This window comes from Pseudomonas sp. RIT-PI-q, from assembly GCF_001297125.1.
GTDB lineage: Bacteria > Pseudomonadota > Gammaproteobacteria > Pseudomonadales > Pseudomonadaceae > Aquipseudomonas.
The window spans coordinates 123,655-139,871 of sequence record NZ_LHPC01000049.1; the positions used below are offsets into that span (position 1 = coordinate 123,655).

The 16,217-nt window shown below is 59.5% G+C and carries 15 protein-coding genes; 6 read left to right on the forward strand and 9 right to left on the reverse strand.

All coding sequences use genetic code 11. From position 1 onward, the window contains the following. Positions 1-160: 160 nt before the first annotated feature. Positions 161-2,008 (reverse strand): sigma-54-dependent Fis family transcriptional regulator, encoded by a 1,848-nt coding sequence (locus AEQ67_RS25695; RefSeq protein ID WP_059406588.1) that lies wholly within the window; start codon positions 2,006-2,008, stop codon positions 161-163. Positions 2,009-2,384: 376 nt separating this feature from the next. Here AEQ67_RS25695 and AEQ67_RS25700 point away from each other — a divergent pair, with 376 nt between their 5' ends. The 6 genes from AEQ67_RS25700 to AEQ67_RS25725 are packed head-to-tail and all read left to right on the forward strand — an operon-like array spanning position 2,385 to position 8,321. Beyond that, positions 2,385-3,479: an ABC transporter ATP-binding protein gene (locus AEQ67_RS25700; RefSeq protein WP_059406589.1), complete on the forward strand. Its 1,095-nt coding sequence runs from the start codon at positions 2,385-2,387 to the stop codon at positions 3,477-3,479. Further along, a complete protein-coding gene (locus AEQ67_RS25705; protein WP_059406590.1) occupies positions 3,479-4,570 on the forward strand; it encodes an ABC transporter ATP-binding protein in 1,092 nt (363 codons plus the stop codon). Before AEQ67_RS25700 ends, AEQ67_RS25705 begins: the two co-directional genes overlap by 1 nt. A 2-nt stretch (positions 4,571-4,572) precedes the next feature. Then, positions 4,573-5,439, forward strand: a complete 867-nt coding sequence (locus tag AEQ67_RS25710) for a carbohydrate ABC transporter permease (protein WP_033057091.1) — start codon at positions 4,573-4,575, stop codon at positions 5,437-5,439. Between the two features lie 8 nt (positions 5,440-5,447). Continuing rightward, positions 5,448-6,248, forward strand: a complete 801-nt coding sequence (locus tag AEQ67_RS25715) for a carbohydrate ABC transporter permease (RefSeq protein WP_017339615.1) — start codon at positions 5,448-5,450, stop codon at positions 6,246-6,248. A 10-nt stretch (positions 6,249-6,258) separates the two neighbouring features. Then, entirely contained in the window at positions 6,259-6,531 is a 273-nt protein-coding gene (locus AEQ67_RS25720) for a DUF2160 domain-containing protein (protein WP_059406591.1), read from the forward strand. A gap of 47 nt (positions 6,532-6,578) precedes the next feature. Further along, a complete protein-coding gene (locus tag AEQ67_RS25725; protein WP_059406592.1) occupies positions 6,579-8,321 on the forward strand; it encodes an ABC transporter substrate-binding protein in 1,743 nt (580 codons plus the stop codon). A 631-nt stretch (positions 8,322-8,952) separates the two neighbouring features. Here the strand turns inward: AEQ67_RS25725 and AEQ67_RS25730 are convergent. The 8 genes from AEQ67_RS25730 to nuoI form a co-directional block, all read right to left on the reverse strand. After that, positions 8,953-9,267 carry a helix-turn-helix domain-containing protein gene (locus tag AEQ67_RS25730; protein WP_059406593.1) on the reverse strand — a complete coding sequence of 105 codons (315 nt, stop codon included), beginning with the start codon at positions 9,265-9,267 and terminating at the stop codon, positions 8,953-8,955. Next, positions 9,257-9,607, reverse strand: a complete 351-nt coding sequence (locus AEQ67_RS25735) for a toxin (RefSeq protein ID WP_059406594.1) — start codon at positions 9,605-9,607, stop codon at positions 9,257-9,259. The genes AEQ67_RS25730 and AEQ67_RS25735 overlap by 11 nt, the downstream gene beginning before the upstream one ends. Positions 9,608-9,949: 342 nt before the next feature. Next, the gene (nuoN, locus tag AEQ67_RS25740; RefSeq protein WP_059406595.1) at positions 9,950-11,413 is read right to left on the reverse strand and encodes an NADH-quinone oxidoreductase subunit NuoN; all 1,464 of its coding nucleotides are present in this window, start codon (positions 11,411-11,413) and stop codon (positions 9,950-9,952) included. 7 nt (positions 11,414-11,420) lie between these two features. Next, complete coding sequence (gene nuoM / locus AEQ67_RS25745) at positions 11,421-12,953, reverse strand: NADH-quinone oxidoreductase subunit M (protein ID WP_059406596.1); 1,533 nt, start codon at positions 12,951-12,953, stop codon at positions 11,421-11,423. Positions 12,954-12,993: 40 nt separating this feature from the next. Then, the gene (gene nuoL / locus AEQ67_RS25750) at positions 12,994-14,847 is read right to left on the reverse strand and encodes an NADH-quinone oxidoreductase subunit L (protein WP_059406597.1); all 1,854 of its coding nucleotides are present in this window, start codon (positions 14,845-14,847) and stop codon (positions 12,994-12,996) included. After that, on the reverse strand, positions 14,844-15,152 hold the full coding sequence (gene nuoK / locus AEQ67_RS25755; RefSeq protein ID WP_007946416.1) for an NADH-quinone oxidoreductase subunit NuoK: 309 nt from the start codon (positions 15,150-15,152) through the stop codon (positions 14,844-14,846). Before nuoK ends, nuoL begins: the two co-directional genes overlap by 4 nt. 2 nt (positions 15,153-15,154) lie before the next feature. Continuing rightward, a complete protein-coding gene (nuoJ, locus tag AEQ67_RS25760; protein ID WP_059406598.1) occupies positions 15,155-15,658 on the reverse strand; it encodes an NADH-quinone oxidoreductase subunit J in 504 nt (167 codons plus the stop codon). Positions 15,659-15,667: 9 nt separating this feature from the next. Beyond that, positions 15,668-16,213 carry an NADH-quinone oxidoreductase subunit NuoI gene (gene nuoI, locus AEQ67_RS25765; RefSeq protein ID WP_007946418.1) on the reverse strand — a complete coding sequence of 182 codons (546 nt, stop codon included), beginning with the start codon at positions 16,211-16,213 and terminating at the stop codon, positions 15,668-15,670. Positions 16,214-16,217 lie beyond the last annotated feature (4 nt).

A 16,217-nucleotide genomic window follows, 5' to 3' on the forward strand; every position in this document is an offset into this window, starting at 1 on the left:
GGGCATCAATACTGCGGCGTCGCGGTTGACGCCATCGCGGGCAAGCCCGCTCCCACAGTGGTCTGGGGTGTATTCCGATTGTGAGTACCGCATAAATCCCTGTGGGAGCGGGCTTGCCCGCGATGGTCTCAAGCCTGGCACACTGCTACGGCTCACTCCTTCACTCAGCCTGGCGCAACCGCTTGTAAAGGGTATTGCGGCTCACCCCCAACCGCCGGGCCAGGTGCGAAATATTCCCCCCAGCCGCTTGCAACAGCCGATTCAAATCCTCGGCATCATTCAAATCCACCGCCAGCGGCTCTGGCGTCTCCACCGGCTCCATCTCCAGATCGACAAAAAAATCATCCGGTAAATGCTCCGGTCGCACCGGTTGTTCCTCGGCCATGGCCAGCGCTACCTGCATCACGCTGCTGACCTGGCGCAAATTCCCCGGCCACGGATGGCGGCCGAACAACTCCGTCACTTCCCGGCTCAACCCGGCCCACTGGCTCGGCTCACGATGTTGCTCCCACAAGCGCTTGAACAACGCCTGCTTGTCACTGCGCTCCCGTAGCGGCGGCAATTCCAGGGTCAGGCCGCCGATCCGGTAATAAAGGTCTTCACGAAACCGTCCCAACTGCACCTGTTCACGCAACGAGCGGTTGGTCGCCGAGATGATGCGAATATCCACCGGGAACAGCTCGCTGCTGCCCACCGGTTGCACGCAACGCTCCTGCAACACGCGCAACAGTCGGGCCTGGGTCGGCAGCGGCATGTCGCCGATTTCATCGAGGAACAGCGTGCCTTTGTCGGCTTTGCGGATCAGCCCGATGCTGCCTTTCTGATTGGCGCCGGTGAACGCGCCTTTCTCGTAGCCAAACAGCTCGGACTCCACCAGTTCGGCGGGGATCGCTGCACAGTTGACGGCAATGAACGGTTGTTTGCTGCGCGAGCTGGCCTGGTGCAGCGCTTTGACGAAAACTTCCTTGCCGACGCCGGTTTCACCGTGGATCAGCAGCGGAATGTCTTTTTCCAGCAAACGCTCGGCCTGACGTACGGCTTTTTCTACTCGACTGTCACCGAAATGCAGGGTGTTGAGGCTGATCGCTGCCGGCGCCGCCACTGTTGGTTCCGCTGCCTTGGTTTCAGAAAACAGTCTCGCCTGAATCGGCACCTGTTTCGGTCGCTTCAACAGGCATTGAAAGCGATTGCGCCCGGAAGCTTGCAGGGCGAAGGGCAGGCCATCGGGCTGGTTCAGCAGTTCCAGCAAGGACACCTTGAACAGGCTCTCGACACTGACCCGCGACAGGCTGATGCCCAGCAGATTGTCGGCCCGGCGGTTGGCCGACAGCACCTGGCCGGTTTCATCGAAGATCAGCAACCCGGCCCATTGGCTGTCGAGGTTGTTCAGCCCGGTGTTGAAGGTCAGTTGGAAATGCTGGCCGTGGAACAGGTTGAGGATCAGCCGGTTCTCCACGGTCTGACTCATCATCTTGACCATGCCGAGGGTGTGGGACGGCGGCAGGTAGCTGTCGCTGGACACATCCAGCACCGCGATCACCTTGCGTTCGGCATCGAAAATCGGCGCGGCGGAACCGGTCATGAAGCGGTTGGCCTTGAGGAAATGTTCATCGTGCTCGATGTGCACCGCCTGCTCGCAAGCCAGCGCGGTGCCGATCGCATTGGTGCCGCTGCAACGCTCCATCCAGCTGGCGCCGGCGCTGAAACCGCGGGTCAGGCTCGGCTCGATAAAACGTTGGGTGCCCCAGGACGTCAGCACCTGGCCCTGGTTGTCGGCCAGCATGATCAGGCAATTGGAATTGCTCAGGATGTTCTCGTAATACGGCAGGACTTCCTGGTGGGTGGTCTGCACCAATGAATGCTGGCTCTCCAGCAACTGCGCGATGCCTTCCGCCGGTAACTGGTCAAACGCCGGAGCGCTCTGATGATCGAGGCCGAACGCACGGCAACGCGACCAGGAGTCCTGGATGATGGCGTCGTGGGAGAGCTTTGATGCGGGTGCGGCCATGGCAGGCAATCTCTGAGCAAAGCTTTTATTGTTTTTATGGAGGTACACAACCCCTGTAGGAGCGAGCTTGCTCGCGAAGGACGTCACCGATGATGAGGGATGCCTGAATGAACGAGGCGGCCATGCGTCCATCGCGAGCAAGCTCGCTCCTACAGGGAGCGTGAACTGTCCGTAGAGTGTTGTTCACTATTGTTCATTGTCAATCTTTGAACTGTTCAATTGTTCATTCGAGGTTGTTCATTTCTGTTCAGCAACGAAAGCGGTTTTCCCTGCATTTGAAGGATTTTCAAGCCGGATCAAAAGCTTGCAATTTCTGGCACGAAAGTCGCTCTACCGCTCAGGTCGCTTGACTCCAAATAATAAAAAAGGCCGAGCCATGTCATTAACCCTGGAGCATGTCAGCCGCACCGTCGAGGGCCAGACCTGGATCGACGATGCGTGCCTTAGTTTCGAACCCGGATCTTTCAACGTTTTGCTCGGCCGCACGCTGTCCGGCAAAACCAGTCTCATGCGCCTGATGGCCGGCCTGGATAAACCCGACAGCGGCCGCATCCTGATGAACGGCGTCGATGTAACACAGCGCCCGGTGCGCCTGCGCAACGTGTCGATGGTCTATCAACAGTTCATCAATTACCCGACCATGACCGTGTTCGAGAACATCGCCTCGCCGTTGCGCCAGGGCGGCGTTTCCAACGAACAGATCCAGAGCAAGGTGCTGGAAACCGCGAAGATGCTGCGTATCGAGAAATTCCTCCAGCGCCATCCCCTCGAACTCTCCGGCGGCCAGCAACAGCGCACGGCCATGGCCCGGGCGCTGGTCAAGGACGCCGAGCTGATCCTGTTCGACGAGCCACTGGTGAACCTCGATTACAAGCTGCGCGAAGAGCTGCGTCAGGAAATGCGCGAGCTGTTCAAGGCGCGGCACACCATCGCCATCTACGCCACCACCGAACCCAACGAAGCCCTGGCACTGGGTGGCACGACCACCATTCTTCACGAAGGCCGGGTGATCCAGAGCGGCCGATCCACCGAGGTTTATCACCAGCCACAAACGGTGCTGGCGGCGGAGTTGTTCTCCGAACCGCCGATCAACCTGATGCCCGGACGCATTGCCGGCAACGAAGTGAGTTTTGCCAATTTCGTGCATTTCCCGTTGAACGTGGATCTGCGCCCGGTGGGTGAGGGCGAGTTCCGCTTCGGGGTGCGGCCGAGCCACATCTCGCTGGTGCCCAGCAACGACGACGATCTGGAACTGGCGGTGACGGTCGAGGTGGCCGAGATCAGCGGTTCGGAAACCTTCCTGCATGTGCGCAACGAGCATTTCCTGTTGGTGCTGCACCTGCCGGGCGTCCACGAATACGACGTCGATGCGCCGATTCGCATCTATATCCCGACCCATAAATTGTTTGTGTTCGATAAGCAGGGGCGGCTGGTCCAGGCGCCCGGTCGCCGTATCGCGAGGGTTGCCTGATGGCTGAAATTCGTTTGCAACACCTCGCCCACAGTTACACCCGCACGCCGAGCGGCCCTGAGGATTATGCGATTCGCGAGATGGACCACGTCTGGGAGCAGGGCGGCGCCTACGCGTTGCTCGGGCCGTCGGGCTGTGGCAAGTCGACGTTGCTCAACATCATTTCCGGGTTGCTCAGCCCGTCCCAGGGCCAGGTGCTGTTCGACAGCAAAGTGGTCAACGACCTGACCCCGGAGAAGCGCAACATCGCCCAGGTTTTCCAGTTTCCGGTGGTCTACGACACCATGACGGTGTTCGACAACCTGGCCTTCCCGCTGCGCAATCAGGGCATGGCCGAGGCGAAAATCCACAGCAAGGTGCAGGAAATCGCCGAGGTGCTCGACCTCCAGGCGTTGCTGAGCAAAAAGGCCCGCAACCTCACCGCCGACGAAAAACAGAAAGTCTCCATGGGCCGGGGGCTGGTGCGCGATGACGTCTCGGCGATCCTGTTCGACGAGCCGCTGACGGTGATCGACCCGCACCTGAAATGGAAGCTGCGGCGCAAGCTCAAGCAGATCCACGAGCAGTTCAACATCACCATGGTCTACGTCACCCACGATCAGCTGGAGGCTTCGACCTTCGCCGACAAGATTGCGGTGATGTACGGCGGGCAGATCGTGCAATTCGGTACGCCGCGCGAGTTGTTCGAGCGGCCAAGCCATACCTTTGTCGGCTATTTCATTGGCAGCCCCGGGATGAACCTGATCGAGGTTCAACCGCAAGCAGGCGGCGTCGGTTTTGCCTCGACCCATTTGCCGCTGTCCGAGGCGATGCAGAAACGCATCGCCGAGTCCGAGTGGAGAACCCTGAAGGTCGGTATCCGTCCGGAATTCGTGCATGTGTGGGACGAACCCTTTGATGACGCGATGCAGGCACGGGTCGTACACGTCGAAGACCTCGGCACCTACAAGATCATGACTCTGAACCTCGATGGCGCACCATTGAAAGTGCGCCTGACCGAAGACAAACCAGTGCCCGAGGGCACTGCGTACATCAGCTTCCCGGGCCAGTGGTTGATGGTCTATGCCGACGACTACCTGCTGGAGGTATAGCCATGAACAAGGTGCAGAACAACAAGGCGTGGTGGCTGGTGTTGCCGGTGTTTTTGCTGGTGGCGTTCAGTGCGGTGATCCCGATGATGACGGTGGTCAACTATTCGGTGCAGGACATCTTCGACCAGTCCAGCCGCTATTTCGTCGGCGCGGATTGGTACAAGCAGGTGCTGCTCGATCCGCGCCTGCATGACTCGCTGTTGCGGCAATTCATCTACTCTGGCTGCGTGTTGCTGATCGAGATTCCGTTGGGTATCGCCATCGCCCTGACCATGCCGACCAAGGGCCGCTGGTCCTCGCTGGTGCTGATCATCCTGGCGATTCCGTTGCTGATCCCGTGGAACGTGGTGGGGACGATCTGGCAGATTTTCGGCCGGGCCGACATCGGCCTGCTCGGTTCGAGCCTCAACGCCATGGGCATCAGCTACAACTATGCGGCGAACACCATGGACGCCTGGGTCACGGTGCTGGTGATGGACGTCTGGCACTGGACGTCGTTGGTGGCGTTGTTGTGCTTCTCCGGGCTGCGCGCAATTCCCGACGTGTATTACCAAGCGGCGCGGATTGATCGGGCCTCGGCCTGGGCGGTTTTCCGACACATTCAGTTGCCCAAGCTCAAGAGCGTGCTGTTGATCGCGGTGATGCTGCGGTTCATGGACAGTTTCATGATCTACACCGAGCCGTTCGTGCTCACCGGCGGCGGTCCGGGGAACGCCACGACCTTCTTGAGCCAGACCCTGACGCAGATGGCGATCGGGCAGTTTGACCTCGGCCCGGCGGCGGCCTTCTCGCTGGTGTATTTCCTGATCATCCTGTTGGTGTCCTGGCTGTTCTACACCGCCATGACTCACTCTGACGCCAACCGCTGAGGTCTGCCATGAGTAAAAGAAAGCTGATCCCGCTGCTGATCTACATCCTGTTCCTGCTGGTGCCGATCTACTGGCTGCTGAACATGTCCTTCAAGAGCAATACCGAAATCCTCAGTGGCCTGACCCTGTTTCCGCAGGACTTCACCTTCGCCAACTACAAGGTGATCTTCACCGATCCGGCCTGGTACACCGGTTACCTCAACTCGCTGTACTACGTGAGCCTGAACACGGTGATCTCGCTGAGCGTGGCGTTGCCGGCGGCGTACGCGTTCTCGCGCTATCGCTTCCTCGGCGACAAGCACCTGTTCTTCTGGCTGCTGACCAACCGCATGGCGCCGCCAGCGGTGTTCCTGTTGCCGTTCTTCCAGCTGTATTCCTCGATCGGGTTGTTCGATACCCACATCGCCGTGGCGTTGGCGCACTGCCTGTTCAACGTGCCGTTGGCGGTGTGGATTCTCGAAGGCTTCATGTCCGGCGTGCCGAAGGAGATCGACGAAACGGCCTACATCGACGGCTACAGTTTTCCCAAGTTCTTCGTGAAGATTTTCGTCCCGCTGATTGGCTCCGGTATCGGCGTCACGGCGTTTTTCTGCTTCATGTTTTCCTGGGTCGAACTGCTGCTGGCGCGCACGCTGACGTCGGTGAACGCCAAGCCGATCGCGGCGGTGATGACCCGCACGGTCTCGGCGTCGGGCATCGACTGGGGCGTGCTGGCGGCGGCGGGGGTGTTGACCATCCTGCCGGGCATGCTGGTGATCTGGTTTGTTCGCAACCACGTGGCCAAGGGCTTTGCCCTGGGCCGGGTCTGAGGAGCTGATGATGGAATGGATGAGTTGGACCGGCCCGACGGCGGCGTTCTTCAGCGTCATTGCCTTGATCCTGGTGGGGATGACGACCTGGGAATTACGTTCGCCGAGCATTCTTCGGCGTGGTTTGTTGCCGATTGCCACCACCCGTGGCGATCGGCTGTTTATCGGTCTTCTCGGCAGCGCCTACCTGCATTTGCTGGTAATCGGCGTCACCGACTGGAGCATCTGGGTCGCGTCCGCGTTGTCCCTGGTGTGGCTGTTGGCTGTGATGCGTTGGGGCTAGTCGAATCGCTCGGCAATGTTGCTCCGAAATCTAAACAGGAGGTCTCTATGTTCGACAAAAACAATAAGCTGCGACATAGCATTTCATTGGCAGCCATGCTGGCACTCAGCGGTTTGAGCGCGTCTGCCTGGGCCGATGCCTACGAAGACGCGGCAAAAAAATGGATCGGCAGCGAATTCAAGCCGTCCACCCTGACGGCCGATCAGCAGCTCGAGGAATTGAAGTGGTTCATCAAGGCCGCGCAACCGTTTCGCGGGATGGACATCAAGGTCGTCTCGGAAACCCTGACCACTCACGAGTATGAGTCCAAGGTGCTGGCCAAGGCCTTTACCGAAATTACCGGGATCAAGGTCACCCACGACTTGCTGCAAGAAGGCGACGTGGTGGAAAAACTGCAGACGGTGATGCAATCGGACAAGAGCATCTATGACGGCTGGGTCAACGACTCTGACCTGATCGGTACGCACTTCCGTTATGGCAAGACCGAATCGATCACTGACCTGATGGCGAACGAAGGCAAGGCGTACACGTCGCCGACCCTCGACATCAAGGACTTCATCGGCATTTCCTTCACCACGGCGCCCGACGGCAAGATCTATCAGTTGCCCGATCAGCAGTTCGCCAACCTGTACTGGTTCCGTGCGGACTGGTTCGAGCGAGCGGACCTGAAAGCCAAGTTCAAGGAAAAGTACGGCTACGAATTGGGCGTACCCGTGAACTGGTCGGCTTATGAAGACATCGCCAAATTCTTCAGCGAAGACGTCAAGGAAATCGACGGCAAGCGGGTTTACGGGCACATGGACTACGGCAAAAAAGACCCGTCCCTGGGTTGGCGCTTCACCGATGCCTGGTTCTCCATGGCCGGTGGTGGTGACAAGGGTATTCCGAACGGTTTGCCGGTGGACGAGTGGGGTATCCGCGTCGAGGATTGCCATCCGGTGGGTTCCAGCGTGACCCGTGGTGGCGACACCAACGGCCCGGCGGCGGTGTTTGCCACGACCAAATACGTCGACTGGCTGAAGGCCTACGCACCACCGGAAGCGGCGGGCATGACCTTCTCCGAATCCGGGCCGGTGCCGTCTCAGGGCAACATCGCCCAACAGATCTTCTGGTACACCGCGTTCACTGCCGACATGACCAAACCGGGGCTGCCCGTGGTGAACGCCGACGGCACGCCGAAATGGCGCATGGCGCCGTCGCCGCGTGGGCCGTATTGGGAGGAGGGCATGAAGCTGGGGTATCAGGACGTGGGTTCCTGGACGTTCATGAAATCCACTCCTGAGAAACAGAAACTGGCGGCCTGGCTCTATGCGCAGTTCGTGACGTCGAAAACGGTATCGCTGAAGAAAACCATCGTCGGCCTGACGCCGATCCGTGAGTCGGACATCAACTCGCAAGCCATGACCGACCTGGCACCGAAACTTGGTGGTTTGGTGGAGTTCTACCGCAGCCCAGCCCGTGTGCAATGGACCCCGACCGGGACCAACGTGCCGGACTATCCGCGTCTGGCACAGCTGTGGTGGAGCCACATCGCCGAAGCGGCCAGTGGCGATAAAACTCCGCAACAGGCGTTGGACGGTTTGGCCAAGGATCAGGACGCAATCATGACTCGCTTGGAACGATCGAAGGCGCAAACCACTTGCGCACCGAAGATGAACCCCGAGCGTGATGCGCAGTATTGGTTCGATCAGCCGGGCGCTCCGAAGCCGAAACTGGCAAACGAGAAGCCTAAAGGTGAAACCGTGAGCTATAACGAGCTGCTTAAATCGTGGGCGGATGCGCGTAAGTAAATCGCTGTGATGTGAAACGCGAACGGCACCGGAAGGTGCCGTTTTTATGGGTGTCGGTTTTACCGCATTTTCCTTGAACAAACTCGGTCCCTTGTGGGAGCTGGCCTGCCAGCGATGGCGGCCTGATAGCCGACCATGTTCTTTCAGGTGTACATATCCATTCCAGCGGTAACGGCCACCTATGGTTTCGCCCTTACGGCGAGTCCCTTTTGTCAAACGCCACAAAAGGAACCAAAAAGTCTTGCCCCAGCGTCCGGCCCCTCGCTGGGGCTCGGCGTTCCTTCGCTCCGGTATTCATCTGGGCGCATCGCCTCCGGTCTGCTTCGCGACGACCTCCTCTCGATGTGTTCGGCTGCGCCGAACGGCGCTACGCGCCCACCCCCAGATGAACACCTCCACTCAGCCTGCCGAAGGGGCGGGTAGATCAAAATCAAAAGCGGCAAGCGAGCTAACGCTCGGCCTGTTGAGTGGTGAAAAGCGACGCGGTACGCCGCTGTGCTTTTGATTTTCTGTAGGAGCGAGGCTTGCCCGCGAAGGCGGCCTGGTAGCCGACCAGTCTCTCGCAGATGTACCCGGCCCCATTTTGGAAACGAGCCAACTCGCGAAGGCGCCATCAGCCATCGCACTGGAATCAAGTCAACGCCGCCAGTTGTTCTACCGTTTCTGGAAACCGCTCGACCAGCCGAATCAAGGTAGTGGCCTGCGCATTCGGTTGTGCCCGTCCTTGCTCCCAGTTTTCCAGCGTCCGGGTATTCGTACGCAAATACATCGCGAATACCGATCGGGAAAGATTGAGCTGTTGACGGATGGCTACCACTTCCTCGGCAGTGATGGGCACCAGTTTTGGCAACTGAACTTTGTGGGTTCGCAAAGTGATTTTGCCTTGGCGCTCATCTGCAAGGGCTTCGAGGCCATCCATCAGTTCGGAAAAAATGTCACGTTTCATAGTGGGATCTCGTGTTGATTTCTCTTTCCAGCGCTTGTCTGAACAGTTTTTTCTGGGAGGGCGACAGGTCGTCTTGCTCGTTTTTGTTGTACACGGTGAACAGCCAGAATTGATCGAAGCCTGACCACCAGTAGTAAATCACCCGTAATCCGCTGCGCTTGCCTTTGCCTCGTCGTTGATCGCAGAAGCGGATTTTGCGCAGTCCACCGGTGCCCTCAATCAGATCGCCCGCTTCCGGATTACTCAGCAACTCCAGTTGAAAGCTGCGAAACAGTTCGTCATCCAGGTAATCGTCTCGATGTTTCTGAAACATACGTAATTCGATAAAAAGAGCATCCATGTTCTGTACGCTACCTACGTATAGTTTTGTCTCGATAATCGAATCGGTCAAGGCGTCTGTGCCTGCCAATTCGGTCAAGTCGTTACGTTAAGGTTGGAGGCAGGATAGGGATGTAGGACGCGGCTGATTTGTCTGCGAGGTGATTCTGGATGTCGGGGGAGGAGGCATTGGAGATCAAAAGATCGCAGCCTCGTTTCACTCGACAGCTCCTACAGGGAACGCATTCCAATGTAGGAACTGTCGAGTGAAACGAGGCTGCGATCTTTTGACTTTGAAACCCAAAAACGCAAAAACGGCACCCGAAGGTGCCGTTTCTGTTTTCTACCAAGTAACGCTAAGCGATCAACCCGCCAGTCCCGCCTGCTGAATCAGAACCAGCAACGGCTGTGGATACAGACCCAGGAAGAACGCCAGTGCTGCGATGGCCAGCAGCATCACGCCGCCTGCACGTTGTTCCCAGTGCAGTTGCGCATCGTGGCGACGCAGGTTCGGTTCGATCAGGTACAGGGTGACCATGACGCGCAGGTAGTAGAAGACGCCGATGGCGCTGCCCAGTACCAGAGAACCGACCAGCCACCATTGGTGCGACTCGACACCGGTGGCGATGATGTAGAACTTGCCGATGAAGCCCGCGGTCAGCGGGATGCCGGCCAGGGACAGCATCATCACGGTCAGTACGGCGGTCAGGTACGGACGGCGCCAGAACAGGCCGCGGTATTCGTACAGGGCATCGGCGTCGCGACCGTTGTACGGCGAGGACATCAGCGTAATCACGCCGAACGCGCCGAGGCTGGTGATCACGTAGGTGACCAGGTACACGCCGATGGCTTCCACGGCCAGGCCTTTGCTCGCCACCAGGGCGATCAGCAGGTAACCGAAGTGAGCGATGGACGAGTAACCCAGCAGACGCTTGAGGTTGCTCTGGGTCAGTGCCAGCAGGTTACCGAACAGGATCGACGCGATGGCGATGATGGTCAGCACGTTGCTCAGGACACCGCTGCTTGCCGCTGGCGAGATCTGGAACAGACGCACCATCACCGCAAATACCGCGACCTTCGAAGCGGTGGCCAGGAACGCCGCCACCGGTGCCGGAGCACCTTCGTAGACGTCCGGGGTCCAGAGGTGGAACGGCACCAGCGACAGTTTGAACGCCAGGCCGATCATCATCATGCCCAGGCCCAGTTGCGCCAGCGAGCTTGGCAGGCCAGTAGCCGCCAGCGCCTGGCCGATACCGACGAAGCTCAGGGAGCCTGCGTCGGCGTAGAGCAGGGCCATACCGAACAACAGGAACGCAGAACCGGCGGCCGACAGCACCATGTACTTGATACCGGCTTCCAGCGAGCGCTTGTTGAAGAAGGCGTAGGCCACCAGACCGTAGACCGGCACCGAGAGCAGTTCCAGACCGATGAACAAGCCGGCCAGGTGCTGCGCGCTGACCAGAACCAGGCCACCCGCGGCGGCCATCAGGATCAGCAGGTACAGTTCTTCACGGTTGCCCGGGTAACCCGAACCGCCATCGCCGAGGTAGGCGTGGGCGAGGGTGACACAAGCGAGGGTGGCGACCAGGATCAGCGCCATGTACAGACACGCGAAGCTATCAATCTGCAGCAGTGGGGTCACGGCCAGAGGCGCGACTTTCAAGGCTGGCAGGATCGACAGCAACGCCAGGTTCAAACCCGCCACGGAAATCAGGAAGGTCTGCGAGTGGTTGCGGCGCCAGGCGATCGCCAGCATCACCACGATGATCGTGGCGCTGGTGATCAACAACGGCGCAAGCGCGATAAAGTGTTGAGTCGTGAATTCCATAGCGCTCTTACCGGGCCGAAGCGAGTTGAGTGAAGGCGGTGCCGAGCCACTGCTGCACGCCATGCATCGTCGCGGCAGAAGTGTCGAGGAACGGCTGCGGGTAGACGCCGATGTAAATCAGCAGCGCCGCCAGACCGACCACCATGATCAGTTCGCGACCGTCCATGCCATGCATCACCGCGTCCGATTTGGACGGGCCGAAGTAGGCACGGTGGATCATGATCAGCGAGTAGACCGAACCGAACACCAGGCCCGACGTTGCGATCACGGTAATCCATGGCGCAGCGGCGAACGTGCCGATCAGAATCAGGAACTCACCGACAAAGTTACCGGTCCCCGGCAAGCCCAGCGATGCGGCCGCGAAGAACAGGCTGATGGCCGGCAGGTAAGCGATCTTCGACCACAGGCCACCCATTTCACGCATATCACGGGTGTGAGTGCGTTCGTACAGCTGACCGCTGAGGATAAAGAGTGCCGCGGCCGACAGACCGTGAGCCAGCATCTGCATCACCGCGCCTTGCAGCGCCAGTTGGCTGCCGGAGTAGATGCCGATCAACACGAAGCCCATGTGGGAAACGGAGGAGTAGGCGATCAGTCGCTTGATGTCGGTTTGCGCGAACGCCAGGAAAGCACCGTAGAAAATCCCGATCAGACCCAGGGTCATGGCGATCGGCGCGAACTCGGCCGAGGCATTCGGGAACAGCGGCAAGGCGAAACGCAGCAGACCGTAGGCCGCCGTCTTCAGCAAGATACCGGCCAGGTCGACCGAACCTGCTGTTGGCGCCTGGGCGTGAGCGTCAGGCAACCAGGAGTGGAACGGTACGACCGGCAGTTTCACCGCGAAGGCGATGAAGAAGCCGAGCATCAGGATGTACTCGGTGGTGAGCGACATCTTGGTTTTCAACAGGTCGGCGTAGTTGAAGGTAATCACGCCGGTGTCGTTGAAGTTGACCAGTACCAGACCGAGGATCGCCACCAACATGATCAGGCCGGAAGCCTGAGTGAAGATGAAGAACTTGGTCGCCGCGTAGATCCGGGTTTTCTTGCCGTCCGAAGAACTGTGACCCCAGAGCGCGATGAGGAAGTACATCGGCACCAGCATCATTTCCCAGAAGAAGAAGAACATGAACAGGTCGAGGGCGAGGAACACGCCGACGACACCGCCCAGGATCCACATCAGGTTCAGGTGGAAGAAGCCAACGTGACGCTGGATCTCTTTCCACGAGCAGAGTACCGAGAGGATACCCAGCAGGCCGGTCAGCAGGATCATCAGCAGCGACAGGCCGTCGAGGGCCAGGTGCACGCTGATGCCGAAGCGCTGGATCCAGATGTGCTTGAACTCAAGCACCCAGGTCGGATCCGCGCCAGGCGCCGGAGCAAATGAATAATTACCGTGGGCCCACAGCCAGAGGCCGAGCGCGAGTTCCAGGGTCATGGTCAACAGCGCAATCCAGCGGGGGAGGGTGGCGCCGAAGCGCTCACCCATCCAGCACAGCAGGCCGCCGATGAAGGGGATCAGGATTAGCCAAGGCAGAATCATGACGGGCTCAATTCCTTTCGCAAGTTCGCAAGGTTCATATTCAGACCGCTACCAGCACAATGGCGCCGATGACCAGCACGGAGCCGGCTGCCATCGAGGCCGCGTACCAACGCAGTTGACCGGTTTCGGTACGGCTCAGGGCGGTGTGGCCGCCTTTGGCCATACGCGGGATCAGACCGATGGTCTGGTCGAGCGGGTCTTTGCGCAGTGCGTGGCTGATCGCAAGGTATGGCTTGACGAACAGTTTGTCGTAGATCCAGTCGAAGCCCCAGGCAGCGAACCACCAGGCCGAAAGGAAGCGGCCAATGCCGCTGTTGGCGATTGCAGTGACGAAACGCCGCTTGCCGAGGAACAGCAGCGCGGACAGCAGGATACCGGCCAGGGCAATGGCGCCCGAGGCGATTTCCAGACTGTGCTTGGCTTCGCCGCCGGCGTGGCCGACGCTTTCCGGCAGCACGCCGTGCAGTGGCGGAACGATCATGGCGCCGACGAAGGTCGACAGCACGATCAGCACCGACAGTGGCAGCCAGTGAGCGATGCCGTGACCGGCGTGCGCTTCGGTCTTCGCTTCACCGTGGAACGCGATGAAGATCAGGCGGAAGGTGTACAGCGACGTCATGAACGCACCGACCAGACCTGCGTACAGCAGACCGTGGTTGCCGCTGGCGAACGCTTCCCAGAGGATTTCGTCCTTGGAGTAGAAGCCCGCGGTCACCAGTGGCAGGGCCGACAGGGCCGCGCCGCCGACGATGAAGCTGGCGTAGGCCAGTGGCAGTTTTTTCCACAGGCCGCCCATCTTGAAGATGTTCTGCTCGTGGTGGCAGGCAACGATCACCGAACCGGACGCAAGGAACAGCAGCGCCTTGAAGAAGGCGTGGGTCATCAGGTGGAAGATCGCGCCATCCCATGCACCCACGCCCAGCGCCAGGAACATGTAGCCGATCTGGCTCATGGTCGAGTAGGCGAGGATACGTTTGATGTCGGTCTGTACCAGGGCGGCAAAACCCGCCAGAACCAGGGTCACGCCGCCGACGATGCCGACCAGGTGCAGGATGTCCGGCGCCAGGGTGAACAGGCCGTGAGTACGGGCGATCAGGTAGACACCGGCGGTCACCATGGTCGCGGCGTGGATCAGTGCCGAAACCGGGGTAGGACCGGCCATCGCATCCGCCAGCCAGGTTTGCAGTGGCAGTTGCGCGGATTTACCGACAGCGCCACCCAGCAGCATCAGGGTGGCCATGACCATCCAGAAGTCGCCGGCCTGGAATTTCTGCGGTGCCAGCACCAGCAGTTCCTGGATGTTCAGCGTGCCCAGTTGCGCAAACAGAATGAACAGGCCGATGGCCATGAACACGTCGCCGATACGGGTGACGATAAAGGCCTTGAGTGCCGCGTTACCGTTGTTGCGGTTGCTGTAGTAGAAACCGATCAACAGGTACGAGCACAGGCCCACGCCTTCCCAACCGAAGTACAGGAACAACAGGTTATCGCCCAGCACCAGGAACAGCATGCTGGCGATAAACAGGTTGGTGTAGGCGAAGAAGCGCGAGTAACCGGCTTCACCGCGCATGTACCAGGACGCGAACAGGTGGATCAGGAAGCCGACGCCGACGACCACGCCGAGCATGGTCACGGACAGACCATCCAGGTACAGCGCGAAGTTCGGCGTAAAGCCTTCCACCGCCATCCACTGCCACAACACCTGGGTGTAGTGACCGCCTTCAGGTGGCGCAACGTTGAACTGCCAGATCACATAAGCAGTCACGATCGCCGACAGGCCAATGGAGCCGACGCCGATCAGCGCCGAAAGGTTTTCCGAGAAGCGGCCGCGTGAGAACGACAGCAGCAGGAAACCGATGAGAGGGAATACGAAAGTCAGATAGAGAAGATTCATCCGCGCATCTCGCTGGCAGCGTCGATATCGAGAGTGTGGAAGCGGCGATACAGCTGCAACAGAATCGCCAGGCCAATACTGGCCTCGGCGGCTGCCAGGCTGATCACCAGGATGAACATGATCTGTCCATCCGGCTGCGCCCAGCGGCTACCGGCGACGATGAAAGCCAAAGCGGAGGCATTCATCATGACCTCCAGGCTCATCAGCACGAAGAGAATGTTGCGGCGGACCATCAGGCCGACCAGACCGAGGCAGAACAGGATGCCGGCAACCGCCAGACCATGCTCCATAGGGATAGCAGGCATCGTCATTGCTCCTTGGCTTCGTTGCGGCCCAAGTGGAACGCCGTGACGGCTGCGGCAAGCAGCAACATCGAGGCGAGTTCGACCACCAGCAGATAAGGACCGAACAGGCTGATGCCCACGGCCTTGGCGTCTACGGTGGTGTGGCCGACGGCCTGGCCGCTGTCGTGGCTGAACAGCACATACAGCAGTTCAGCCAGCAGCAGGGCGCCGAGAATCACCGGGCCGAGCCAGATACCGGGCTTGAGCCACACGCGCTCCTGCTGAACCGAGGCCGGGCCGAGGTTCAGCATCATCACCACGAACACGAACAGCACCATGATGGCGCCAGCGTAGGCGATCACTTCCAGCACACCGGCGAACGGTGCGCCGAGGGCGAAGAACGTCATCGCCACGGCGATCAGCGAAATGATCAGGTAGAGCAGGGCGTGCACGGGGTTGGTGTTGGTGATCACACGAAGCGTGGACACAACAGCGATACCCGATGCGAAATAGAAAGCGAATTCCATCTTTCTTCCTTAAGGCAGCAAGCTCTTCACGTTGATCGGCTGGGCTTCATTCTGCGCGGAGCCTTTTGGCTTACCGGCAATCGCCATACCTGCAACACGATAGAAGTTGTAATCAGGGTTTTTACCGGGGCCGGAGATCAACAGATCTTCTTTCTCGTAAACCAGGTCCTGACGTTTGAACTCGGCCATTTCGAAATCCGGTGTCAGCTGGATCGCGGTGGTCGGGCAGGCTTCCTCGCAGAGGCCGCAGAAAATGCAGCGCGAGAAGTTGATGCGGAAGAAGTCCGGATACCAGCGACCGTCTTCGGTTTCAGCTTTCTGCAACGAGATGCAGCCGACCGGGCACGCCACGGCGCACAGGTTGCAGGCTACACAGCGCTCTTCGCCGTCGGGGTCGCGGGTCAGGACGATACGTCCACGGTAGCGCGGCGGCAGGTACACGGCTTCTTCCGGGTACTGCAGCGTGTCGCGCTTGCGGAAGGCGTGGCCGAAGATCATCACCAGGCTGCGAAGCTGGGTGAAGAAGCCATGCACGATGTCAAATATGTACTTCATGATT